The sequence below is a fragment of the Demequina sp. genome, from assembly GCF_016278775.1.
Taxonomy (GTDB): Bacteria; Actinomycetota; Actinomycetes; order Actinomycetales; family Demequinaceae; genus Demequina.
Window position 1 is genome coordinate 1 of the sequence record NZ_JADQBF010000106.1, and the last position, 23,441, is coordinate 23,441.

At 65.6% G+C, this 23,441-nt stretch carries 24 protein-coding genes, 1 tRNA gene and 1 pseudogene; 11 read left to right on the top strand and 15 right to left on the bottom strand.

Annotation, left to right across the window (positions count from 1 at the left end; translation table 11 throughout):
- The 3 genes from QZZ33_RS11495 to QZZ33_RS11505 all read right to left on the bottom strand — a co-directional run.
- A partial coding sequence (locus QZZ33_RS11495; RefSeq protein ID WP_291380157.1) for a hypothetical protein occupies positions 1–189 on the bottom strand: 189 nt, incomplete at its 3' end.
- Between the two features lie 117 nt (positions 190–306).
- Positions 307–513, bottom strand: coding sequence for a hypothetical protein (locus QZZ33_RS11500; protein WP_291380158.1), 207 nt, complete (start codon positions 511–513; stop codon positions 307–309).
- 671 nt (positions 514–1,184) lie between these two features.
- Positions 1,185–1,685, bottom strand: a complete 501-nt coding sequence (locus QZZ33_RS11505) for a MarR family transcriptional regulator (protein WP_291380159.1) — start codon at positions 1,683–1,685, stop codon at positions 1,185–1,187.
- A gap of 94 nt (positions 1,686–1,779) precedes the next feature.
- Between QZZ33_RS11505 and QZZ33_RS11510 the strand changes: the two genes are divergently transcribed.
- A complete protein-coding gene (locus tag QZZ33_RS11510) occupies positions 1,780–2,223 on the top strand; it encodes a VOC family protein (protein ID WP_291380160.1) in 444 nt (147 codons plus the stop codon).
- Positions 2,224–2,276: 53 nt separating this feature from the next.
- Here the strand turns inward: QZZ33_RS11510 and QZZ33_RS11515 are convergent, their stop codons facing one another.
- Positions 2,277–2,999 (bottom strand): TetR/AcrR family transcriptional regulator C-terminal domain-containing protein, encoded by a 723-nt coding sequence (locus QZZ33_RS11515; protein ID WP_291380161.1) that lies wholly within the window; start codon positions 2,997–2,999, stop codon positions 2,277–2,279.
- 122 nt (positions 3,000–3,121) lie between these two features.
- Here QZZ33_RS11515 and QZZ33_RS11520 point away from each other — a divergent pair, with 122 nt between their 5' ends.
- From QZZ33_RS11520 to QZZ33_RS11535, 4 genes are read left to right on the top strand one after another with little or no spacing between them, the layout of a single operon-like run.
- On the top strand, positions 3,122–4,171 hold the full coding sequence (locus tag QZZ33_RS11520) for an NAD(P)-dependent alcohol dehydrogenase (RefSeq protein ID WP_291380162.1): 1,050 nt from the start codon (positions 3,122–3,124) through the stop codon (positions 4,169–4,171).
- Between the two features lie 54 nt (positions 4,172–4,225).
- Positions 4,226–4,984, top strand: coding sequence for a DUF4386 domain-containing protein (locus tag QZZ33_RS11525; RefSeq protein ID WP_291380163.1), 759 nt, complete (start codon positions 4,226–4,228; stop codon positions 4,982–4,984).
- Complete coding sequence (locus QZZ33_RS11530) at positions 4,981–6,114, top strand: hypothetical protein (RefSeq protein ID WP_291380164.1); 1,134 nt, start codon at positions 4,981–4,983, stop codon at positions 6,112–6,114. The genes QZZ33_RS11525 and QZZ33_RS11530 overlap by 4 nt, the downstream gene beginning before the upstream one ends.
- A gap of 52 nt (positions 6,115–6,166) precedes the next feature.
- The gene (locus tag QZZ33_RS11535; protein ID WP_291380165.1) at positions 6,167–6,643 is read left to right on the top strand and encodes a GNAT family N-acetyltransferase; all 477 of its coding nucleotides are present in this window, start codon (positions 6,167–6,169) and stop codon (positions 6,641–6,643) included.
- On the opposite strand, the gene QZZ33_RS11540 is transcribed toward QZZ33_RS11535, so the two are convergent.
- Positions 6,640–7,029 (bottom strand): hypothetical protein, encoded by a 390-nt coding sequence (locus tag QZZ33_RS11540; RefSeq protein ID WP_291380166.1) that lies wholly within the window; start codon positions 7,027–7,029, stop codon positions 6,640–6,642. The two genes, QZZ33_RS11535 and QZZ33_RS11540, sit on opposite strands and share 4 nt — an antisense overlap.
- A gap of 9 nt (positions 7,030–7,038) precedes the next feature.
- Between QZZ33_RS11540 and QZZ33_RS11545 the strand changes: the two genes are divergently transcribed.
- Positions 7,039–7,299 (top strand): hypothetical protein, encoded by a 261-nt coding sequence (locus QZZ33_RS11545; protein WP_291380167.1) that lies wholly within the window; start codon positions 7,039–7,041, stop codon positions 7,297–7,299.
- Between the two features lie 132 nt (positions 7,300–7,431).
- On the opposite strand, the gene QZZ33_RS11550 is transcribed toward QZZ33_RS11545, so the two are convergent.
- The 3 genes from QZZ33_RS11550 to QZZ33_RS11560 all read right to left on the bottom strand — a co-directional run bounded on the left by QZZ33_RS11550 (position 7,432) and on the right by QZZ33_RS11560 (position 10,177).
- Positions 7,432–9,669 (bottom strand): hypothetical protein, encoded by a 2,238-nt coding sequence (locus QZZ33_RS11550; protein ID WP_291380168.1) that lies wholly within the window; start codon positions 9,667–9,669, stop codon positions 7,432–7,434.
- Between the two features lie 12 nt (positions 9,670–9,681).
- Positions 9,682–9,751 (bottom strand) — tRNA-Pro (locus QZZ33_RS11555).
- A gap of 54 nt (positions 9,752–9,805) precedes the next feature.
- Positions 9,806–10,177, bottom strand: a complete 372-nt coding sequence (locus QZZ33_RS11560; RefSeq protein WP_291380169.1) for a hypothetical protein — start codon at positions 10,175–10,177, stop codon at positions 9,806–9,808.
- A gap of 41 nt (positions 10,178–10,218) precedes the next feature.
- Here QZZ33_RS11560 and QZZ33_RS11565 point away from each other — a divergent pair, with 41 nt between their 5' ends.
- Both QZZ33_RS11565 and QZZ33_RS11575 read left to right on the top strand, forming a co-directional pair.
- Complete coding sequence (locus tag QZZ33_RS11565) at positions 10,219–11,160, top strand: hypothetical protein (RefSeq protein WP_291380170.1); 942 nt, start codon at positions 10,219–10,221, stop codon at positions 11,158–11,160.
- A gap of 202 nt (positions 11,161–11,362) precedes the next feature.
- A complete protein-coding gene (locus tag QZZ33_RS11575) occupies positions 11,363–11,725 on the top strand; it encodes a hypothetical protein (protein ID WP_291380171.1) in 363 nt (120 codons plus the stop codon).
- Here QZZ33_RS11575 and QZZ33_RS11580 read toward each other — a convergent pair.
- On the bottom strand, positions 11,704–12,132 hold the full coding sequence (locus tag QZZ33_RS11580; protein WP_291380172.1) for a hypothetical protein: 429 nt from the start codon (positions 12,130–12,132) through the stop codon (positions 11,704–11,706). The genes QZZ33_RS11575 and QZZ33_RS11580 overlap by 22 nt on opposite strands.
- Positions 12,133–12,196: 64 nt before the next feature.
- Between QZZ33_RS11580 and QZZ33_RS11585 the strand changes: the two genes are divergently transcribed.
- Positions 12,197–12,568 (top strand): hypothetical protein, encoded by a 372-nt coding sequence (locus QZZ33_RS11585; RefSeq protein WP_291380173.1) that lies wholly within the window; start codon positions 12,197–12,199, stop codon positions 12,566–12,568.
- 405 nt (positions 12,569–12,973) lie between these two features.
- On the opposite strand, the gene QZZ33_RS11590 is transcribed toward QZZ33_RS11585, so the two are convergent.
- The 3 genes from QZZ33_RS11590 to QZZ33_RS11600 are packed head-to-tail and all read right to left on the bottom strand — an operon-like array spanning position 12,974 to position 15,397.
- Positions 12,974–13,528 carry a hypothetical protein gene (locus QZZ33_RS11590; protein ID WP_291380174.1) on the bottom strand — a complete coding sequence of 185 codons (555 nt, stop codon included), beginning with the start codon at positions 13,526–13,528 and terminating at the stop codon, positions 12,974–12,976.
- The gene (locus tag QZZ33_RS11595; protein ID WP_291380175.1) at positions 13,525–15,045 is read right to left on the bottom strand and encodes a DUF4041 domain-containing protein; all 1,521 of its coding nucleotides are present in this window, start codon (positions 15,043–15,045) and stop codon (positions 13,525–13,527) included. Before QZZ33_RS11595 ends, QZZ33_RS11590 begins: the two co-directional genes overlap by 4 nt.
- The gene (locus tag QZZ33_RS11600) at positions 15,038–15,397 is read right to left on the bottom strand and encodes a hypothetical protein (RefSeq protein ID WP_291380176.1); all 360 of its coding nucleotides are present in this window, start codon (positions 15,395–15,397) and stop codon (positions 15,038–15,040) included. Before QZZ33_RS11600 ends, QZZ33_RS11595 begins: the two co-directional genes overlap by 8 nt.
- 74 nt (positions 15,398–15,471) lie before the next feature.
- On the opposite strand from QZZ33_RS11600, the gene QZZ33_RS11605 reads away from it, so the two are divergent.
- Complete coding sequence (locus QZZ33_RS11605) at positions 15,472–16,794, top strand: AAA family ATPase (protein ID WP_291380177.1); 1,323 nt, start codon at positions 15,472–15,474, stop codon at positions 16,792–16,794.
- 3 nt (positions 16,795–16,797) lie between these two features.
- On the top strand, positions 16,798–17,637 hold the full coding sequence (locus tag QZZ33_RS11610; RefSeq protein WP_291380178.1) for a hypothetical protein: 840 nt from the start codon (positions 16,798–16,800) through the stop codon (positions 17,635–17,637).
- A 335-nt stretch (positions 17,638–17,972) separates the two neighbouring features.
- Here QZZ33_RS11610 and QZZ33_RS11615 read toward each other — a convergent pair whose 3' ends face one another.
- The 3 genes and pseudogenes from QZZ33_RS11615 to QZZ33_RS11625 all read right to left on the bottom strand — a co-directional run.
- Positions 17,973–19,880, bottom strand: a complete 1,908-nt coding sequence (locus QZZ33_RS11615) for an AAA family ATPase (protein WP_291380179.1) — start codon at positions 19,878–19,880, stop codon at positions 17,973–17,975.
- A 413-nt stretch (positions 19,881–20,293) separates the two neighbouring features.
- A complete protein-coding gene (gene pheT / locus QZZ33_RS11620) occupies positions 20,294–22,915 on the bottom strand; it encodes a phenylalanine--tRNA ligase subunit beta (protein WP_291380180.1) in 2,622 nt (873 codons plus the stop codon).
- 5 nt (positions 22,916–22,920) lie between these two features.
- A pseudogene (locus QZZ33_RS11625) lies at positions 22,921–23,441 on the bottom strand (phenylalanine--tRNA ligase subunit alpha); the annotation flags it as partial.

Here is a 23,441-nt window from a genome sequence, read left to right on the forward strand (position 1 = left end):
ATTACGGACCTCGATGGGCGCGAGGTCACGTTTGGACAACGCCCAGGTGAGCTGCCGGTGTTCCTCAGAGCGCAGGATCTCATGCGAGCCGCGCCCCCTCCCGGCAACCGCCCGATACCCAAGTTCGCGCTCCAGCAGCCTTCGCATGCGTTTGCCAGCAAGCGACGGGAACCCAGGGACGTTGACCACGCACCGAGAGTAGGCGCGCCCCCCGACGCGGTGCACCACGCCTGTGGAAAAGGCCGCCGCCCCTCCCCCAGAACACGCAAGGAAGGGGCGACGGCCTCTGGCAAAGAGGGCGCCGCATCACCAGACGCCCCAGCTGGCGGAGGTACCGAAGCCCTTCGTCAGCGTCGGCGTCTCGTGCTGAGGCACACGGTCAGCCTCGAAGACCTCGACGCTTACGTCGACCGTCTTGCGGTGCCAACCGAGCTTGGTGGGCTCCGCGCCGGGGGCGTAGAAGCCTTCGTCGGAGCCCCTGGCCAGTAAGGCCTTGAGGTTGAGCTTGAACATGGTGCTGTGCTTTCTGTGATCCGAGTCAGAAGGGGTCCTGGCCCGGGGTGGGGACACGGGTCGTAGAGGAGCGACAATCCAACCTATGGCGAGGGTCAGACATGCCTTGCGGCGGTCTGTTTCGCCAGGCGAGCTACCAGGGCAGGCGCCCTGGGCGCGAGTCAAACCCGCAAACGCCGGATGATCGAGTCTCTACGGTTCGCCCTACCGCGAGGCAGGGCTGGGTGGCGCGGCTAGGAGCGCGCGGTCGGCTGGCCCTCAAGCCTGCCGAGGCATTCACCGCGGACGGACGTGAGGTGCTCCGACGCAATTGCTGTGAAGCCGCGCCGCAAGGTCATCAGATCTACCAAGGTGCACCCCTTTCTGTCGTCTCGTCGGTGGATATTGCTCTGTGCCCGTCGGTGGGCACAAGCGACGACGTTAGGGCCGGGGGCAGGGGCGGCGCAAGTGTCTTTGCCAAACCGTGATGTTTGGCCGCACGCTCGTGGCCAATCGCGTTTCAGTCTGCCGAGTCCTCACGGGCGAAACTGGCACTTCGGTGGTGGAGCAAGTCACCGCGTCGGCAACAGCGGTATGCGATGTACCGGGGCTCTCCCGCTTCATGGCACTCAAGCGCGCGGCAGCCGTGGAGCGGGTAGTCACCCGGCCGCCACCAGACACGGTGGAACGCCTCACGCCTGCGGGGGCGTCACCTGCACGTGGACCTTTCGCACCAGTTCGACAAGCTGCGTGCGCTCGGCCTCGCTCAGCGCTGCGACCATGCGAGCCTCGTTGGCGGCGTGTGCGGGCAGCGCCCGATCAATGACGTCGCGCCCGGCGTCAGCAAGTGCCACCCACACCACGCGCCCGTCATTCGGGTCCTTCTCGCGGCGCACGTAGCCGCGCTTTTCGAGCCGGTCGATGCGATTGGTCATGGCACCGGACGTGACCATGGTCGAGACGACGAGCTGCCCGGCGGTCAGCCGGAACGGCTCCCCGTGACGCCGCAGCGTCGCGAGTACGTCAAACTCCCACTCCTCGAGCCCGAACTGCGCGAACACCCGGCGCAACTGGACGGCAATGTCAACGGCAAGGCGAGACACACGCCCGATTACCCCCATGGCGCTCACGTCCACGTCGGGTCGCTCGTGCCCCCACTGCTCAAGAATCCGGTCCACGTGATCATCAGTCATCACGCCAGTCTATTCATATCTCTTGACATTGAAATACTTCTGTGGCATTACTTGTTTCAACGTCAAGATACTTTCCCACGGAACGGACGGCGCAATGACCAACACCGACACCAACGCCCCCGGCGGCACCGCTAGCTCAGGCGTCCACCAGCTCCGGCTCGTGGTCCACGCCGAGGATCTCGAAGCCGCACTCGCCTTCTACCGGGACGCCCTCGACCTCCCCGTCGAACTGGACCTCCCCGCCCCCGATAGCGATGCCCGCGTGGTCGTCCTCGATGCCGGAAGAGCCACGCTCGAACTCATCAACACTGCGCAGCGCGACCTCATCGACAACCTCGAGGTGGGCAGGCGTGTGTCCCGCGATATCCGCGTCGCCCTCCAGGTTGACGACGCCGCGGCGGCCACGGCATCGGCGCTCGCCGCCGGCGCCCAACAGGTCGCGCCGCCCACCCGCACGCCGTGGGGATCACTCAACGCCCGCCTCGAGGCGCCCGCAGGCCTGCAAATGACCCTGTTCCAACAGATTGACCCGGAGTAGCAGCCGTGGCCCGGGCAACAGCAGCGGCGGCAAGCGGATCCCAGTACCTCGATCTACGCCGTGCCCGCTGCCCGCACCAAGGCATCGAGCACTGCGTCGACGCCGAACGTGAACGATGCGCCGAAGGAGTACTCCGAGGTCGACGCGTACTCAGCGACGAACCGCGTCAGGTGCGGCAGGGTCGCCGGATCCAGCGCCTCCACCAGATCGCTCGCGACCTCCTCCACATGTTCGCCGCCGCCGGCCGCCTCGGCCGCAAGCCCCGCCTCCTGCATGGCAAATCCGTAGACCACGCTGTCCAGCAGCGCGACCCCGTGCGCCACGACGGGCATGGACAGCCCACCCCTCATGAGCGCGCCGAGCGTCGCGTTGTGATGCGCCAGCAGTACCGGCCCGGGGTTCGCGCGCGACTCCAGCAGCGGGATGGCCCATGGGTGCCTCACCAGCGCGGCACGCTCGGACTCGCAGCGCCGACGCAAGGCGTCACGCCAGTCAGGCCCATCGTGCGCGGGTTCCATCTCGGCGATGACGGCGTCCACCATCGCGTCGAGCAGCGCGTCCTTGGACTCCACGTGTCGGTAGATCGACATGGGGCGCGAGCCGAGCTCTGCGGCGAGCGCACGGATGGTCAGTGGCTCCAGTCCGTCGCGGTCCGCGAGCTCAACTCCGGCGTTGACGATGGCGCGCTTGGACAGCGCGGCACGCGCCTTACGCACACCAGAACCCCTGGTGGCGCCGGATTTTCCACGACCTTCTGCGTTCGCCTCTGACTTCATGCTCACTCCCCTTCCGGAAGAAATCTCAGCGTAACTGTTGACAGCGCGTACTAAGTACGCATAGGTTCATGCTATCAGCGCGTACTAAGTACGCATCACAGCGACACACGAAGGAGCACCCCATGTCCCCCATGCAGAAGTCCATCGCCCACCAGGCCGCCAACGGTTCCGCCCCGTCGGCCGCCCCCGCCACCATGACGGCCGCGCGCCACGTCCGCTTCGCAACCGACCCGGCCAAGGCCGTCGCCCTGGCCGAGGCCCCGCTCCCCCAGCCAGGCCCCGGCCAGGTGCGGCTCAAGGTCGCGGCGGCCGGCATCAGCATCGGCGACTGGCTGACCATGACCGGCCTGCCGTTCATCGCCCGCCCGTCATTCGGCTTCCTCAGCCCGAAGAAGCCCGTACTAGGCCAGGAACTCGCGGGCACCGTGGACGCCGTCGGCAAGGGTGTTGAGGGCATCGCCCCCGGTGACCAGGTGTTCGGCTTCGCGGAGGGCGCCTTCGCCGAGTACGCGATCGCCTCGGCGGAGCACCTGGTCCGCACACCCGAAGGTGTCAACGCGGTGCAGGCCGCGGCCGTCCCTGTGTCGGCGCTCGCCGCCTACCAGGCCCTCACCAAGGTGGGCCGCACCGCGCGCGGTAGCCGCGTGCTGGTGATCGGCGCGTCGGGCGCGGTGGGCACGTACGCCGTGCAAATTGCCGCCGCACTTGGGGCGGAGGTGACCGGCGTCGCGGCGGCAGCGAACGCCGCAATGGTGCGCGACCTCGGCGCGGCGCATGTGGTCGACTACGCCGCCACCGACGTGACCGCGTCGGGTCAGACGTACGACGTGGTGGTCGACACCGTCGGCACCACGCCGCTGCGGGCACTCGCTGGCATCGTCGCGAAGGGTGGCAAGGCGGTCCTCGTCGGCTCGCGCGGCGGCCGCGCCTTCATGGGCTTCGGTCGGACCATCCGAGCGATTGCCTTCGGCCCGCTCTTCGGCGGCCGACTTGCCCCGCTGTTCTCCATGCCCCACGCCGACGACCTGGTCGCCGTGCGCGACCTGCTGGCCAACGGGACGGTCACCCCCCGCCTCGACCGCACCTTCCCGCTGACCCGCCTGGCCGACGCGCTGACCCACGTGGGTTCGCGCCGCACCCAGGGCAAGTCCGTCGTCGTCATCGGCGACTAACCCACCCCCACGAATCACTACCCGGAGAAGCACACCACACAAAAGGAGAGACCCATGTCCCCCATCAACCTCACGCGCATGAGCCGCTGGTCCGGCGCTCTCTACGCGCTCATCTTCCTGCTGGCCCCGCTCGGCTTCATCGTCGGCAAGATGCAGTCCTACGCCCCCGGCAACGCCGCTGCCACCACCACCCAACTCCTCGAGAACGAGCTCGTGTTCCGGTGGGGCATGGTCGCCGAGGTGGGCGTCGTGCTCGTCGAGCTCGTGATCGCCGCGCTGATGTACCAGCTGTTCCGACCCGTCAGCCGCTCGCTGGCGCTGGGCGCGGCAATCACCCGCGCCGTCGAGGCCGCCATCCAGGCGGTCAACCTCATCCCCTCGATGATCGCGCTCGCCGCGGCCAACGGCGTCGGCGTGTATGCCGACGTGTCGCAGACCACGCGCGAGACCGTGGTGCTGGGCGCCATGGACGCGTACCAGGACATGATCCTCATCTGGGGCATCCCGTTCGCGCTGCACGTGGCGTTCCTTGGGCTGCTCGTGATTCGCTCCGGCCTGGTGCCTCGCCTCATTGGATGGCTGCTCATGGCCGCGTCGGTGGCCTACCTGCTGGACTCGGTGTTCCCGATGGTTGCGCCAGCCTGGTCGGGCTTCTCGGAGACCGTGGTGCTCATCGCGGCCATCCCCGCCGAGCTCGCGTTCGCCGTGTGGCTCATCGCGCGCGGCGTGCGCACCGATCGGTGGCGTGCGCTGGCGGACACGGCCGACGCTCCTGCTGAGTCCCGTCCGCCCGTTCCTGCGAGCGTGCGGTGAGGCGTACACGCCGTTTCCTCGTGGGCGGCGCGGTGGTCACCTTGGTGGCCGCCGCGTCGCTCGTGAGGGTGGCGGCGGCGTGGCTCCCGCTGCAGCCGATCGACGGGGCCGACGCCACCGAGTCATCGGCCGCGCCGGGCCCGCACCAGGTGGGCGTCACCCGCATGGAGCTGGGCGGCCTCGACGCCCTGGTCTGGTACCCGGCCGACCCTGCCCACACCGGGCACCGCCAGTGGTACCCCGCGACGCTGCGCATGGACCCGTCGTTGCCCCAGGTGTCGCTGTCGTCGGCGCGTGGAACGGCCCGGCCGGACGCTCCGTGGCTCCCGGGCCTGGCCGACGCTCCTCTCGTGATCTTCTCCCCAGGCTTCGCGCTCGCGCCAGAGCAGTACGCGTGGTTTGGCGAGGCGATGGCCGGCCGAGGCAGCGTGGTCGTCGCCCCCGATCACGGCGAGTTCTTGGATCCCTCGCGGCTGTGGGAGTCCACTGTTGACCGGCCGCGAGCGCTGAGCGCGGTGCTGGACGATGTCGAGGCACTCGCCTCTGCGGGCGGAGCCTGGGAGGGACGCGTCGCCCTGGACGATGTCACCGCGGCGGGGCACTCGTATGGCGGCTACGCGGTGCAGGCGCTCGCGGGCGCACGTATCGACACCGCATCGTTCATGGAACGGTGCGCGGAGGGCCGGGCCGTGGGCCATCCTGGGGTGTTCATGTGCGATGCACTCGCGCCCCGGCTGGGGGATATGGCGGCGCGCGCCGGGCTGGACGTGGTGCCCGAAGGCCTGTGGCCGTCGATGCGAGACGAGCGCGTCACGTCGGTAATCTCGCTGGCCGGGGACGCGTACCTGTTTGGCGGGCGCGGCATGGAATCGCTGACCCTGCCCGTGCTGGCCGTGGGCGGCGACGCCGACGCCGACACTCCCTTGGACTGGGGCGGCGAGTTGACGGTGGCGGGCGCTGGTGGGGACGCGCGGCTGGTGGTCCTTGAGGGCGTCGCCCACATGGATTTCCTCAATGCGCCTGACGCGGCGCGGCGCCTGGCGACGTGGCTGCCTGGCGACATGGTCGGAGATCCCGAGTCGCGGCACGAAGTGCACCGGGAGGTGCTTGCGGAGGTGGCGGAGGGCTAGGCGCGTGCGTCCCCATCGGGCGGGAACGCTCTGTGCTGACTAGCCTGTCCGCATGAGCCAGGCCGTGGTGGAGGTGAGGCGAGCATCGGGCGACGATGCCGCGGAGCTCGCCCGCCTGCTCACCGCCTTCAACGCGGAGTACGACGCCGCGGTCCCTCCCCAGGAGGTACTGGAGGACCGCTACCGCGCCATGCTGAGTGGGCCCGACTTCGTGGCGCTGCTTGCGGGCACACCCGCGGTGGGGTTTGCGACCGTGGCCCTGCGGCCGTCGGTCTATCACGAGGGTCGTGTGGGGTTGCTGGAAGACCTGTTTGTCGCGCCCGAACGACGCAACGAGGGCATCGGCGCCGCGTTGGTGGGCGAGCTGGCGGCGATCGCGCTGGACGAAGGGTGGGGTCAGCTTGAGGTCCAGGTGGACGAGCCGGACGTGGACGCGATGCGGTTCTACGCCCGCCACGGATTCATCTCGCGCGACGAGACGAACGGCGACCGCGCGCTCTTGTGGTGGCGCACCACAGGGCCGATCTAGTCGATTCCGGAGCGCCCCAACACTTCCGTCACCGCGGCGTACAGCGTCCTGCTTTGCTTCTCGATGTCGTCCAACCTGTATGACTCTCCCAACCACATCACACCATCAGGTGATGTCCGCAGCGATTCGACGTCTCCGCGGCCGATGTAGTCGCCCGTCTCGGGGTCCTTGTTCCGCCGCAGGGTGTTTTCGAGCGAGTAGTTGTCGTAATGCATCAACACATCGCGAAGACTCTTCAGCCTGGGGAACGCCGCATCATAGGTAGCGAGAGCCGTGACAATGCGCTCGTCCTGTTCACTGAGCGTCTTGCACATCTCTGCGGCCATGCGGAGTCGCCACAGAGCAACCACGAGGTACTGGGCGTCTGCCTTCCGCTGGGCATTCACAAACGAGTCATGTTGATCAAAGACCCGGAGCCGCTTGAGCTGTACATCGACGCCGTAGGCGGTGTCGAAGGCGAACCGGGCACAACTGCGGCGTTGCGCCTCTATTGGCTGTCGGCCAGTCATTGCCCCACCTTGACCGACGCTGGCATCCGCCGCAATAGGGCGCTCGCCTGGCCTCTTGTGGCGCGCACCACGCCGGCACTCACTGAATGGATGGGTACCGACGCTGTCCGCAGCAGCCCGGCCGCGCTTTGGATCGCGCAGCGCTAGCCCCTCAAGGTGTCATGCCTGCCATTCTGCCGAATCCCGTCGACGATGTGCCCGTTGAACTCCCCAGGCTTCTCCGCGGGAACTCGCAGTTCGACCAAGTGGGCCGCCTGTCGTTCCCACTCGCACGCGCGACTAGGACCGACCGACGAACACGCCTAAGGGATGGTGTTCCCCAGCCCACCCGTAGACGTACGACGGAGCGCTTAGGGGCTCTCCTCTGGCAGCCGCAAGCAGCGGTGCGAACAACCGGTCAACATCGGCCTCAAAGCCCGGTCCGCACGCCGTAGCCACGATGCCACGCGCATCGATCACGGCCGCTTCACGCTTGGCCTGGTCAATTCTGTCGACGTAGAAGACGAAGTGGCGCCACGCATATGAGGCGTTCTTCAACGTCGCATAGGGGCGTCGCTGCTTGCGCGCCTTGGCCAGAAGGTTTGCGATTACCCGGCTGGCGCCCGCTGCCGCCGCGACGAAGTCCTCCTCCGAGAAAGACCGAGTCGCGACAATGAGGTTGTGCGCACACAGGATCTGCGCCTCTTCGATGACAGCACCGTTCTTCGCCACCCATTGGTCGACACGCCGAGATTGCGCGCGCCGTTGCGCAAGCTCTGCGAGCGCTGCCTGCTCTCTCGACTCGGCCTTGTCCCGCGATGTAGACAGAGAGTCTACGGCGCGTCGGAGTCGCTTCCAATCCTCCGGCGAAATGTCGAAGTACGTCGAATAGAGGCCGTGCTCCAACACGTCTGCGGCTTCCGCGGCCGCGCGAGCGAACCGTGGCGAGAAGTCCCCCTGGAAGATGTCCGCCGCCAGTTCCTCAAGAAAGGGACGCGGCCCACCCAAGCTCCCTGAGATGTCGTTGAGGGCGGAGGCCAGTGGGTTGGGCATCAGGGTGCCGGGGAACGCCCTTACGTAGAGGCCGCACAACGCGTCGGTGGCTGATGCCTCAGGACGCCCTTCCGGGACCGTCAGAGGCGGCACCCAGGGCAACTCCGAAAAGCGCACTTGCGACTGGAGGTTAACCAACAGCAACGATCGGCGCTGACGGAATGCTCGGTAGGTCTTGCCGTACAGAAGTTCGACGCCTGGGCGGGCTGACTCGCTCAGGGCAACCGCCGCCACGTCACTCGCGACATCGGCCAGTTGCTCGCCACTTCGCAATAGCCCAGCGTTGACAAGCTCCTCCGCTGTGCCCTCGACCGACGCAGCAAGCGTCCGGGCGATCGCGGCGCGGGCACGAAGCGGTTCAGGTTGCGACGCTCCGTCCGGCCATGCCCACTCGCGCGGGGGCGTCGCAACGACAACCGACACAATCTCCGGCGACAGACCCCGTCTCTGAGGGAGCGCGGCGAGCGTGGGCTTTAGCGCATGCGCCTGCTCGCGGCGGGTGGCCTGGCGTACAGCGAACAAGTCGCGTTCTCGAACCGCCTTCCACGGTGTGGTTCCGGGCAGGCCTCGGGACGCTTCGATTTCGGCGATCGCGTAGCGGCCCCGGCATTGCGCACCGTTGTCTACTCCCCCATCCGCGAGGCAACGCACCATGTCCATCAGGCGCGCGACGCTGCCGCCCGGATCGCGCACGCGCTTGGACGCGGGCACCAGTGCCTCAAGCTCGGCGTACTTGCGCACCCATTCCTTGGCCTCGGCCTGCACCGCGCTCGACGGTGTCGCCATCGGCGACTGCATCACTCCCGCCTCGCGAAGCCAGGCCGCGAGGTGATCGCCGAAGGGCTTCCACCCGAGGATCGTGGCTGTCTGTGCTGCCACGCCCGGCCGCTCCCTCATCTCCGCAAGATGCTGACTCGCCTGGGCCACGGTGGCACGCACGATGGTGCCGTCGACCGGGCGAGTGTCGGAAGTCGGCTCCGCGTAGAACCTGAGCCGGTCGAAGAATGGGGAGATGGCCGCCTTGACCTGGTCGGCCTCAGTCACGTCGCCCTGCGACTCCAGGAACGCGATCGCCATCATCGCTCCGGCTTCGGGGACGTCAATCTCGAAGTGCCCCGTCTGGAGGCACTCAAGCGAGTGGCGTTTCCCCGATTCCGAGACGTGCCACAAGTTGAGCGCAGTTCGTGTGGCATCCACACGTGCCGTGCGGGCGAGAGTAATCTCCCACGGCTCGAGCGGCGCAGCGGCCACTGCGCGTCCGGTCGCGAAACCCCCTCGCACTACTTCCAGGGTGACCCACACGGGGTATGCGGCGACGGCCCGGCGGGAGCCGATGTGAACCGTCCCCAGGAAGCCATTCCGGAGCACCGACGTCCATCGCTCGACGCGTTTCTCGGCATTGGCGATTTCAGCAGGCGTGGTGGCGCGCTCAAATGCGTCAACTGCGCGCGCCAATTGGTCGGTGGCGTACCAGCGTCCGATCACGGGACCCCCTCGCCAGCGTGGCAGGACTTGCACCCGCACCCCCCGGGTCCAAGCCCGGTGCTCTCCGTTGAGCTACACGCCGATGCTTCGAATACTAGCGAAAACCAACGGCACGCAGCGAACAGGCAAGTCCCGGTCAGTCCCCCACCGTGTCATACCTGGCAATCTGCCGAATCCCGCCGACGATGTGCGCGTTGAACTCCTCGAGCTCCTCCGCAGGAACCCACAGTTCGAGCACGTCTCGACCACCCACCTGCTGCACGTCAAAGCGCTCCAGGTACGCGGCATCGACGTCGAACTCCATCACGTACCCCACCCCCGCGTGCGGCACGTTCCACTCACGCGCGATCTTGGTGGCGTACCACTCGTTCATGACCGGGTAGAAGATCGGCTGCTCTGGAAGACGCGGCGGCCACGCCATCCAGCCCGACGCTTCCACCAGGTCGCGTTCCGCCTGGCCCGTGGGCCGGTAGAGACTGACGACGCTCGGGTCGGGTTCGGCAGTCATGGCACGAGGGTAGCGGGCACGCAACGCCCTAGCATGTCGCTATGGCGCAGCTCATTTTCGATCTTGCGGGCCACATCGAGGGAGTCGATCCGGATGCCACGCTCCTCGCGCGGTCGTTGGGTGCCGACTCCGTGGTCACGACGCTTTGGGCTCAACCTCGGGATGTGGCGGCAGCCACCTCCACCACCGCGCATCCAGACGAGGCCATCTTCCCCACAACGTCGACGACAGAACCCCTGAGAGTCACGGCCCACGTCTGGACACCGAGGGCCCAAGAAGTCAGCATCCTCGACGCCTGCTTCGCGACGTTTCCCCAGGTCGCTCGATTCGCCGATACGGGCGAGATCCTTGTCGTGGGGTCGCGATGCACGTTCACCGACGGGGTCGCTGAGCAAAACGCTTACCTCTACGCGGCGGACGGTTCACTCGTCCGACGCGGCGTTATCGGCGATGGGATAGAACATATCCAGATCGACGACGGCGGCAATGTGTGGGTCGGGTACTTTGACGAGGGAGTGTTCGGGAACTTCGGTTGGGGCCTCCGCAACGTTCCGATCGGAGCTCCTGGAATCGTCTGCTTTGACCGCGACTTCGAGGTCACGTGGGCCATGCCCGAGTCCACTGACTATGCCATCGCCGACTGCTACGCGCTCACCACGGACGGCTCCGATGTGTACGCCTGCACCTATCCCGACTTCCCGATCCTCAGGATTCGCGAAGGCTCGGTCACCGCCCTTAGCGGCCTGGGCTCGTCGACCGACGCGATCCTCGTTCGCGATGGGAAGGTGGCCGTGCTCGGGACCAACGTGCAGCACGCACGGAGTGCCTACGTGGTCAACCTCAACAACGGCGCGCGGGAGCCTCTGAACCTGCGAATCGGCGACAACCCCATCGCAAAGCTTCCTGGTATTGCCAACCGTGGCGACACCGCGTTGCTAATCCAGGATCGCGACGTGTTCCTTGCGGGGCTCCAGGCAGGGTAGCGGGCCGACATGCTGCGCGCCGCGCGGGACGGGTAGCCGGTCGCGGCGATCGCGCGCAGACTCGTGCTGTCCGAGGGCACCATACGCGATCACTTGTCATCAGCGATCGGCAAGTCCGGCGCCGCCAACCGCGAGGGGGCGGTCGTGGTCGCCCAGGACAACGGTAGTTGTAGGACGTGCAGTAAGGCGACAGGATGACCGCATGAGACGTGCGGTTGTCGCAGCGGCAGCGCTGGTGGCATTCACCACCGGTTGCGGCGCCGATGCACGGGCGGGCAGCGTCGACCTGGACGTCGCGACGTGGGTGAATACCGACGAGAGCGGCATGTTCAGTTCTGCCTTACTCGAGGGCACCTTCGTCATCGAGAAGAACTGCCTGACCTTTGAGTCCGATGGCGAGCGGTTCGTTCCCGTATTCCCCCGTGCTCCGGTGGATATCCGTGCCTTTGCCAAGGACGATGATTACGGCCTAGGCGGCATGGGAGGACTGCCCTCTGCGGCCGAGTACGACGTTCCGGCCTCGTGCGAGCAACTCGGATACGACTACTGGCTCGTCGGCCCGTAGGTAGCGCAGTTGTTTGCTGACGGAGGGTCGACGGACGCGCATGCCTTGGCAGCGAACGAGGCCCTGAACTCAGCGGTGCCCGCGCGGGTTGTGGACGGCCCCTCGAGCTCCTCCGCAAGGACCCGCAGTTCGAGCACGTCTCGACCACCCACCTGCTGCACAGGGAAGCTCTCCAGGTACGCGGCATCCACGTCGAACTCCATCACGTACCCCACCCCCGCATGCGGCACGTTCCACTCACGCGCAATCTTGGTGGCGTACCACTCATTCAGCACCGGGTGGAAGATCGGCTGCTCTGGCGGACGCGGCGGCCACGCAAGCCAGCCCGACGCTTCCACCAGGTCGCGTTCCGCCTGGCCCGTGGGCCGGTACAGACGGACGACGCTCGGGTCGGGTTCGCCGGTCATGACACGAGGCAAGCGGGAGCGGCGCGCATCGACCGCTAGCCGAGCGCCACCGTAAACTCCAGCCATGCGCAAACTCGCATGGCGCGAACCGACCGCAGCCGAGCGCTCGGTCGCGGACGACTGGATCGCCGCATGGAACCTCGCCACCGGCGACGACGCCACGCTCCCCGATGACCCGCAGGCTGCATCGAGTTGCAACTGTGGGACGTGCCCAACCTTCGCGCTTCGCCCGGTCGAACTTCGCGATCCCGAGAGGCAAGAACGACCGCTCCTGGCCGAGGGCGGCGTACACGCGGCTGACGGTTCCACACTGGCGGGACTCATCGCGTTCTGGGACGACTCCGTACTCGAGATCGAGGTGTACCCCTTCGCAGACGACGTTGTCCAGCTCGAAGACGCGACGGTGGTGATCGACGCACCCGGTGCGGCTCACTGATCAACTCGCCCCGTCCGCCAGCGAGCATGCCCGCGCCCGAGGTGCGTACTACGGGCGCACGCAACGCCATGGCCGTAGGCAGAGCACACTCCGCCGCAGAACCCACGCCGTCGCTGGGTGGTTCGCCTCCACCACCCAGCAACGACGGGCCTGGAACTCCGGTGCGGACGCTTTGGCGGTCGAGGCAAGCACGATCAGCCGACCGTCACGATGCCCCACAGTGCGCAAGTGACTAGCCCTTGCCGAGCGTGGAACCGGCCTTCGTCTTCGCAGCCTTGGTCGACGAGTCAGATCCGAGGACCTTGCCCGCACTTGACAACGACTTCTTGGATGGCTTTGCCATGACACTCACCTCCTCGAAAACAAGCAAAGCACGAGGGAGTGACAATCCCGGATTGCCTGGACCTATGGCGTTGACGTGTGCGACCGCAGTCTGCCAAACGATCGGTCGCCAGTGAGGACCTGAATTAAGGCCGCGGTCGCTTCCGAACACCGCTCAAGGAATGCCGGGCGCGGCGGCAACTCGGCTGGCCATGGATTGAGGCCCACAAACTCACGCGCCGCGCCAAAGCCTTGCCGCCCCCGGTTGGCAAGAAGGAACAGAACATGAACCATCTTGGTCTGTGCAGCAACCCGATCTGAGGACTCGTAACTTCCACTCACGATCTCGACTCCTCGAACGAGCCATTCGGCGATGTCGGAGCAACGCCGCGGCAACTCAAGCGCGAAGGACGATACATCGTTGAACAGCGCGAACGAGTACCAGCCAAGAGCGTGGAAAGAGGCCGGAAGCACTGTCCAGCGCCCAGCCTCGATGAGTCGCCGTCGGGCCTGATCGAGCGCGATGCGGTAGCGCTCCGAGGACCGTCTTCGCCGATCTAGCACGATGGTGGTCACAAACACCACCGTCGCGACGATCGGCGAGGCAGCGCCAGCCCACTCAGCGAGCGCGTCCATCATTCACCGCCAGACGCCGCGCTGGCCCGGAACTCCTCCGCCGCGGGCTCCACCGTGTACTCCAACAGTTCGACGTCGCGCTCCTTCAGCGCCTCTAGCACCTCGGCAGGAGTGGCTCGGAAGTACTCGCGACGCAGGTTCACACGGTTGAGGCGACGCTCCGCGAAGTGGTCGTGCAGCCACCCCTCAAGCGTCACCGCGTCCGACGAGAAGAACATGGCGTGGACGTCGAACCTAAAGGGCACCGACGCGTCGCCCAGCTCGTTGACGCGGTCCATGGGCTCCAAACGCCGGGTCATACCGATCTTGACCACTTCGGGCCCAAAGGAACCGATGTTGGAGATCACGTAGACGTACCCGGCCCGGGCGTTGGCGACGCGGTAGTCAACATCAGCGATCGCCTTCTCGGCGTCGGCGATCTGTTCGCGCATCCGCGCCGCGCCTTCGGCGTCGCCGTTGGCTTCGAGCGCGGCGAGCGCATTCTCGTAGTGGGCGCGCTCTTTCTCCAGTCGAGCGCGCTCCGCTTGGAGTTCTTGCTCAGCCTTCTTCTGCTCACGGAGTTCCTCGCGGCGGGCTCGCTCCGCCTCTTTCTCAGCGTGGAGCGCCTGCATGTGTCGCGCGGCCAGTTCCAGCTCGGCGAGGCGGAGCCGGTGGTAGTACGGCGTGATCTGCAGGTCGATCATGGTGCCCAGGCGCTCCACCTGCTGCATCGACGTGGTGAGCCGCTTGCGTGCCGAGTCGAGGTTCCCCGCCTTCACCGTTTTGACGCAGTTCTCCGCCTCAGCGTTGTAGGACCGCAGCATGAGTTTGGACATGTCGCGCACAAACTTCGCGCCCTTGGCGGTCGAGTTGTTGAAGGTGAAGTTGGAGCTAGCAGACGTGGCCTGGCCGCCACTCACGGCCTGCTTGATCTGGGCGCGCAGTGCTTCAAGGTCTCCGGAGAGCTTCACGGAGTCCTCAGCAGGATGCTCGTAGTCGTAGAACCCGAACTCCTGGAGTACGGCAGTCTCTCGCAGGTGGACGACTTCGGCCGCGGCGGCCGCTCGCTCGGCCTGGGCGCGAGCCACTTGCTCCTGCTCTGCGCGCAGTCGGCCCTGGGCATTGGCGATTGCCGCCTCGACCGACGCTCGATGGACCTCGAGTTGCTCGATAGTCCGCAGCCCGTGATCGTCGATGAGCCGCTGCAGTCGCGCATTCTCTTCTTGCAGGCCCTTCGCGTGCTTTCGTGCCCCGAACAGCGGCACCGACGAACTCGCGGGAGTCACCGCCGGTGACGCCGTGGGCTGAGGCATCGCGCTAGCGGGTGCCTCGACGGCCGGTGCGGAGCCCGGCTGCTCGGGGTCGACGTCGATCGCGGTCACCGCCGCGTCATCCGTGTCGGGCGCTGACTCAATCGGATCGACGGAACGGACTCCACTATCGGCGACGTGCTCGGTCCACACATTGCCGTCCCAGTAACGGTGCTCGTGTCGACCCATTGGATCGCTGTGCCACGCTGCGGCGGGCTTGCCCTCAGTCATGTCTCCCCCTTGAAGTCACGGTGCAATGCACGCTACCGGGCCCCACCGACATGCGATAGGGGTCGGAGGCCGGTCGCGCCCGCCGACCGCGGACCACGCGGCGACAGAGCGGCGCCCCGATCGCGTCGTGTCCACCGGTGACGCCGACGATGCGCGTCCCCAACTGCGGTGCAGCCAGCACCACTGCCAACGCGGCCGATCCTTCGCGAGCCGTGATCGGCAGGGCGGCCACACTCGCCCAACCGATCGACCCGGACCCGTCCACACCAATCAGCACACGCTTGCCCGCAGGCTCCACGCCAGCGAATGCCAGGTAGAAGGCCTCGTCGCGAGCATCGATGTCAATACACACCGGAGCACAGTCGGTCGCACCCAGGCCCTGGAGAGCCTCGCCCGCAGGACAGATCGAGGGCTAGGGTGAGTGCCATGTCATCAGATGACCCGAGGTTCGCCAAGACCATGGTCAATCAGCAATTCATCACGCATATCCGTGCGGAGGGAGTGCTCGGTACGTTCACCTACGACGTCGAATTCCCCGAAGAGAACGACGAAGGTCGAATCCGAGCTGTGTACGCCCCGAACGGACGAGGGAAGACAAACTTCCTGCGGGCCGTCGCTCAAGCGTTGACACCGTCAATCGACTCGCTGCAATCGCTCGTTGAGATTCCCTTTGCGAGCATCAAGATCAGCTTCCTCTCAGGAGGGACTATCGTCCTTTCCAGAGACGAAGCATTCGCGGGTAGCTTCACAGCAGAGGTCAAGGAGACCGCGGTCACTCACCCCATGGAGGCCAGCGACGGCGCCAGGATTAGTGTCGATCCCCAAGACTTTGCAGGCAGACTGTTCAGAAGAGCTTGGGAGAGTCGCCTCGACTTCCACGAATACGTAGAGATCTGCCAACGCATCACCGGCGGGTGCGTGTTCATCGGTGAGGACCGCTTGTCACCAACCTTGGACGACATGCGGGAAGCTCAACGATCCGAGAACATGTACTCGCGACGGCATCGCTCGGCGGGCACCGTGAGCGATCTCCTTGCAAGCGCCGAACGTATGCTAAATCAGAGCGCACTCGCCACCATTTCCAACGAGCGGCGTGACGGAGGTGTCTACTCGGCGATCACGCGCACGACACTTGCAGGTTCGCTGAAGTTGAAGACGTCAGACGCTCGTGATGCCCTCGAAGCCAAGATCGAAGTCCTTCTCCAACTCGGGCAACCGCTTGAGCGTTATGGCCTCATCAGCCTCTCGGAGGTGCGGAGTATTGCGGCTCAACTTCATAGCGCGCGAACCAATGCCCGTCCACTGCCCACGCTCCACCAGGTGCTCGCGCCGTTTCTCGATAGTCTCGTGGAGCAAGTCAACGCCCTTCAGCCCGCATACGACCTCATCCACACCTTCGTCACAGAGGTCAACCGGTTCCTCGACCGCAAGGAGTTGAGATTCACTGCAGCCCTAGGGATCGAACTCGTCGGACTAGACCGGTCAGTTCTCCATGCTGACAGTCTCTCTAGCGGTGAACGCCATCTGATTTATCTCCTCACCCACGCGCTACTCGTAAACCGTACTCGCGCACTTCTCATCATTGACGAGCCGGAGATATCGCTTGGTATCGAATGGCAGCGAGACATTTGTGCAGCACTCTTGCGTTGCAGTTCTTTTGGACAGTCTCAGGTCATCTTCGCCTCGCATTCAGTGCAAGTACTCGCGGGGCTACCCGAACATGAAATCGTTCAGCCGACTGAGGACTAGCCAATGGTGAAAGCGCCTCGCCAACGGCCGTCCGAGCTCATACGCGAAGCCCAGTTGACGCGGTCCAAGGTCATGGTCGTCGAAGGCCACGACGACAAGCGATTCTTTGAAGAATGGCTCCAAACGGTGTTGCCGACCGGCCGGGTCACCATAGTTCCCGTTGATTTCGTCGACGTCGATCCGCAAGAGGTGATCCGCCGTGGACTCAATGAAGGATGTCGCAGCTCTGTGATCGTCCTAGCACACCTCGCGCAGGCGCACGTAGCCGAGATCCTCTGTGTAGCTGACCGCGACACAGGTGCACACTGCGACGAGTTCGCAGTCGCCAGCCTTCGTTTCACAGATTTCCCGGCTCTGGAGAGTTACTGCCTTGACCAAGTCACACTCAATACAGTTCGCAATGTGGCGCTGCGTGAGAAGATCCCGCCCGTGGCAGACTTCATGCCGGGCCTCGAGTTTGCGTTGCGAGAACTCTTTGCGGTGCGCTGCATGCATCCCAATCTGCCGAAGCCGAACTACGCCAAAGGCATCAGCAAGCAGGGAACCGGACTAATGGGCTTTGACGTCGCGGCCGCGATGGAACCGGGCATGTCGGCGCTGTGTGCGAGTTATGAGCGCACTACCAGCACCGATAGTCGATCATACGCGTACGGGCACGACATCAGTGAACTTCTGTTCGCGCAGTACAAGAACCAACTCAAGAACGGGTGTGGAATTGCGAGACCAGAGGCACTCGAAGCCGTCTTCAGGATTGCAATGCTCGCCACCAAGTCATTTGAGGAAGAGCCCTTCTTCAAGTCCATTATCGAGTGGTACAAGACACCTCGAGAAGGGGCGCGGTAGCAGTACCGGACAGGCGGCCGGGGCTCGTGCATGAACTGGTCACAGTTTGGGTTTAGGCCGCGAGTGCCATTGGTGCGTTCGTGACGGTCTCGTGCTCGAAAGAGGCCAAGCGTCCCAGTCGGTCTTGGCGGCGGCGTCGGTGGTAGGTGCGGTCAAGTCCCCGCAAGTGGTGCCATGGATTCCTTCGTTAGGCGGTGAGTGCGAGGGGTTCGGTCACCCCCGTGGGGTCGCTGCTGGTGATGGCGACCAGCGACTCCTGCCACAGAACGGGGGCGTAGCTCGTCTGTCGCAGAGCCCTCCGCCTGTGAAGTACCCCGACCAACGGGCACTCTCCACTACCTAGAAGTGAACGAGTTGATCTTGCCGAAGAGAATCTCTGCATGTTCGAGCGTCGACTTCGGAACGCCTTCGGACTTCTTGCCTACACGGTTCATCAGTTCCCGGGCAGGCGCGAAATGGTTGAGACTTCCACCATTGATGCCGCGGGCGACAAAGACCTCTTCGACGCGTTTAACGATGCGCGGGCCCTCCGGTAAGTCTGCTGCGGTCAACTTCTCTCCAGCGAGGGCCCCTGCGTAGGCGTCTGACACGAGACTGACGTAGTAGGCGTCAGTCAGGATGTCTTCAAGATCTGCTTCGTCTCGTCCGAGCACCTCGCCCATCAGCACGAGTCCGCCATTTCCCAAGCGACCCAGCTGCTTCAACTTGCTGATGATTGAAAGGTCGGATGAGGATGAGTCGGCGAGGACCGCTACATCCGTATCGCGGGAGCCGAAAACGGCCAAGAAAGCCGGGAGCTTCGAGATTGACCCAGCGGGGACGATCGCCCAACGAGGATCCAGGCCCTCGCGACCGCTATCCTCAAGGGCTCGGCTCAGCGCGTTGAGGAACACTACGTCCGCGGGACCTTCGACTAGCAGCACTTGGGGCCCAACAATGAGAGTCTGCGTGAGGTCAATGCCAAGGGCAGCGAGAAGTGGGAATGCAGTCTCATTGTCGGCCTTCAGCACATCCGATGAGACCATGGTCCCCTTGGCCACGTCGTCCTGGACGACTCGCACGCGTTGTAGCGCCCGCGGCTGCACCATGAAGGGAGAGTGCGTGGTGTAGATGACTTGGTGAGATGGGGCTAGGCGCTCATCAATGAAGCGCAAGAGGTCCGCTTGAGCGCGCGCGTGTAAGTTGAGGCCGGGTTCATCGAGCAACAGGACAATCGGACCCGTGGCTTCGCTCTCAATCTGTGAGAAGTATGCAAGGAACGAGAAAAACCAAACGAAACCGGTCGACCTCTCGTCGAACGGAACCGACACGCGGTGGCGGTTGTTGCGAACCCGGACTTGTACGACGGGGCCCGGGTAGGGTCCAGCATCCTCCTGAGACATCCTCAATTGGACTTCGAGTTGATCATTCTGGGACCAATACTCGAACACCTCGTCCGAGATCGAGTTCGAGGCGTTCTCAATGCTGCGAACCAAGTGTTCTTCGGTCTCTGGTCCCAGAAAGTCCTCGGGTTCGACGGAGGACAGCCGCAGTAGCGCGAGGAAGGCTCTCTGACCCCGGGTGAGGGCATCCTTGTCGCGAAGCGCAATTAGCTCGCGGATGTTGACTTCGCCCGGCATCGAGTCGTATTGACCGAAGTACACGAACTCGGGTCGCTTCGGCGTGAGCAGATCGATCGCCCGTATGGTTGGCCGAGACGCTCGCCATCCGCGAACCGTCTCTAGCACTTCGTCAGAGGTCGGGTTGGATCCTTCTAGGGCCTCGAGTACTTCTACCAATGCCTCGACGCTCTCTGCGCCTGTGGCCTCTTGCTGGGGCTTCGGCGGGAGATCTAGGCCTCTCGTTAGGTGCTCGACAACGGCGGACTCGTCCACGTCGACGGACCAAGTCTGGCTCTTGTAGAAGTACCCAGTTGTGACCGACACTTCCTTCTTCCGCAGCGACCCCGGTCCCAGGGCCCCTTCGACGGCAGCGCAGTCTGCGTCGCTCAGTTGGTAAACCAGGCGACTAACTTCGATTGGCCCGTCTGCTGCCTGACGCTCTTTGGTGAGCCTTGAGGGATAGTCGAGGCCGTCGTCGAATACTGCCGGATCACTGGAGTGGGACTTCAGAAGCGCCTGGAGTACTGCTGTCTTGCCCGACTCATTCTTGCCCACCAGGCAAGTCACGTCACTCTCGACGGAAAACTCGTCTGTCTGCTCGATACTCCGGTATCGGCGCAGACGCGCAGCAGCAAGTATCATCAGCGCACCCCTTCGGTTGTCGTTCCTGGGCGCCACCCTACTCCGAGCATCTGACTCGCTCTAGCGCCGCGCCAAGGGACACTTGCCCCGGTCACACTGAACTGCGAGCCTGGCACCTGCGTAAGCGCCCCTGACTGATCGTTGCGACTGGCACGACCCCAAGTGGAGGCACAGCCCGTCAAAGCCGACCAGGTGTCACGACCGAGTGTTGCCTATCGAGGCCGACGACGTCTACAGCTCGGGACGGAGCACAGTCGCAGCGCCCACTTCTGTCAACGGAACTTTGGCCACCGCAGGCGGAGGGCTCCCCCGAACGTCGCCCCGTGGACACATCCGAACACGGCTGCGGGATTGCGCGAGTTGCGGCGAGCCCTCCGTGATGGCGAGCCGTCGGGCCAGCCCGGAAGCCACGACTACCGCAGCACGGCACCAAGCTCGGTCTCCGCGGCAGCGATGATCGCCTCACGCACCGACAGCACTTCCTCGGCAGTCAGCGTGTGATCCGCAGCCCGCATCCGCACGTTCACGGCCACCGACTTGAGGCTCTCGCCCACTTGGGCACCCGCGTACACGTCGAACACCCGCACGTCCTCCACCAGTTCTCCCCCGGCAGAGCGGACCACAGCAACCAACGCACCAGCAGTCACCGCCTCGGGCACCACGAACGCGAAGTCCTCCTTCGCCAGCACCTGGCCCGACACGGCCTCGGCGGCCACAATCTGACCCTCCGTAGACGCGATGATCGGGTCCAGCAGCACCTGGAACGCGACCGACCTGGCCGGGAGTCCCAGCGTCTCGCAGACCTTGGGGTGCAGCTCGCCCGCGTGCGCGCACGGCGTGCCGTCCGGTAACGCGAACACCGCCGCACGGCCAGGGTGCCAAGGCGCATAGGAATCAGCGCGACGCGTCAGGGAAACCCCCGCAGCAGCAGCGACCGTCTCTACCAACGCCAAAGCGTCGGACCACTCCCACGCCGCCGCGGGCTGGTTCCAGCCGGCAGGCACACGTGAACCACACAGAACACCAGCGACCATCCGTAGCTGCTCCGGCAGCGCCGCATCCAAAGCCTTGAGGTCGACGTCAGTGACAGATCCATCAACGGCAGGCAGCCCCGCCACACCAGTCCCGGTGTCCAGGTACCCGCGGCCCACCTCGAACACGGCCACATCCTGCGCGCCGCGCCCCAGGTTGACGCGCACGGCGTCGAACAGCGTGAACAGCACGCGCGGACGCAGCACCGGCTTCTCCCCCGCCAACGGGTTCGCCAGCCTCACCAGCTTGCGGCGCTTGTCGTCGGCAGGCACCAGGCATTCGTCCAGCCGCTCGGGCGCCATGAACGGGTACGTCAGCACCTCGGTGAGCCCAGCGTCGGCGAGCGACCTGGCCACAGACCGACGCACCTTCTGGCTGTGCGTCAGCCCGCGCCCAGGAGGGGCGACCGGCAGCACCGACGGCATCTCGGCGTAGCCGCGCAGGCGCGCCACCTCCTCGACAAGAGTCACGGGGGCGTCAAGGTCGGGCCGCCACGTGGGCGGGGTCACCGTCAACTCGGAACCCGCCTCAAGCACCGCACAACCGACCGCGCGCAGCGACCCCACCACCTCGTCGGCCGGGAAGTCCATGCCCACGATGCGCGACGGGAAGTCCACGTCCATGGTGATGGCGGTGCGCTCGGGCACGTCCACCACATCGGTGTACGCGTCCTCGATCTCGCCCCCGCCGAACTCCTTCATGAGCCCCAGCGCACGCTCGATCGCCACGGGCGCGAGCGCCGTGTCGACACCCCGCTCGTAGCGCCGCGACGCCTCCGAGCCCAGCTTGTGACGCCGCGCCGTGCGCGCAATCGTGATGGGATCCCAGTGCGCCGCCTCCAGCAGCACATCGGTGGTGGTCGCGGAGATCTCCGTCTCCAGCCCGCCCATCACACCGCCCATGCCCACCGGCCGCGCCCCGTGCCCGCCCAGCGAGTCGCACACCAGCAGGTCTTCCGGCGACAACTCGCGCGTGACGTCGTCAAGGGTCACAAGCGTTTCCCCGGCCTGCGCCCTGCGCACCACGATCGGCGCGTGCAGCGTGGCCAGGTCGTAGGCGTGCAGGGGGTGGCCCAGTTCCAGCATCACGTAGTTGGTGACGTCCACCGCGAGCGAGATGGAGCGCATGCCCGACTGCTCCAGCCGGCGCTTCATCCACGCGGGGCTGGGCGCACCGGGGTTGAAGCCGCGCAGCACGCGCGCCGCGAAGCGGTCGCAGCCCACCGTGCCGCGAAGGGGCGCCTTGTCCTCAATGGACACTGGGTAGGCGGACGACGCCGCGAAGGCCGAGTCGGCCGGGTCAAGTCCCGTACCGGTGACCTCAATGCCGGCGGGGTCGCGGAATGCGGCTCCCGTCGAGTGCGAGTACTCGCGCGCGATCCCCCTGATGGAGAAGCAATAGCCGCGATCGGGCGTGATGGTGACCTCAATGGTCTTCTCATCCAGCCCCAGCAACGCGATGGCGTCCTGACCGGGCGCCAGGGCGTCGGCGTCGTACCCCAAGTCCTCGGAGGCGCCAGAAGGCGACGCGAGCACGATGATCCCCGCGTGGTCCTCCCCCAGCCCCAGCTCCTTGGCGGAACAGATCATGCCGTCCGACCAGTGGCCGTACGTCTTGCGCCCGCCGATGGGGAACGGGCCAGGCAACACGCCGCCAGGCAGGATGCACACCACGTAGTCGCCCTCGACAAAGTTGTGGGCGCCGCAGACGATGCCGCGCGAGGCGGGCCAGTCCGTGCCGTGGTCGGGCTTGTGGCCGGGGCCAGCAGGGTCGTTGTGCTCGGGGCCCACGTCCACTCGGCAGTAGTTGATGGTCTTGCCGTTGGACTGTTCCTCCTTGAGGATCGACAACACGCGGCCGACCACAAGCGGGCCGGTCACGGCGCCGCCGTGAATGCCCTCCTCCTCAAGCCCCACCTTCACCAGGGCGGCGGCGACCGCCTCGGGTGCGGGGTCAACAAGATCGACGTACTCGGCCAGCCAGTTCAGCGGAATCTTGGGCATAAGACTTAGACCTCCATTCCGAACTGCTGCGAGAAGCGCACATCGCCCTCGACCATGTCGCGCATGTCCTTGACGCCGTGGCGGAACATGAGCGTCCGCTCGATGCCCATGCCAAAGGCGAAGGCGGTGTACTCGTCGGGGTCGATCCCGGCGGCGCGCAGCACGTTCGGGTGCGTCATGCCGCAGCCTCCCCACTCGATCCAGCCGGTGCCCCTGCACGTGCGGCAGTTGGTGTCAGCGCCGTCGCAGATGAAGCAGCGCAGGTCCATCTCCGCGCTCGGCTCGGTGAACGGGAAGTACGACGGGCGCAGGCGCGTCACGGCGTCGGGCCCAAAGAGGGCGCGCGCCAAATGATCCAGGGTGCCCTTGAGGTTGGCCATCGTCAGCCCGCGATCCACTGCCAGGCCCTCGATCTGGTGGAACACCGGTGTGTGCGTGGCGTCCAACTCGTCGGTGCGGAACGTCTTGCCGGGGCAGATCACGTAGATGCCGCGGCCCTCGTTCACCAGGGCGTCCTTGCGCTCGA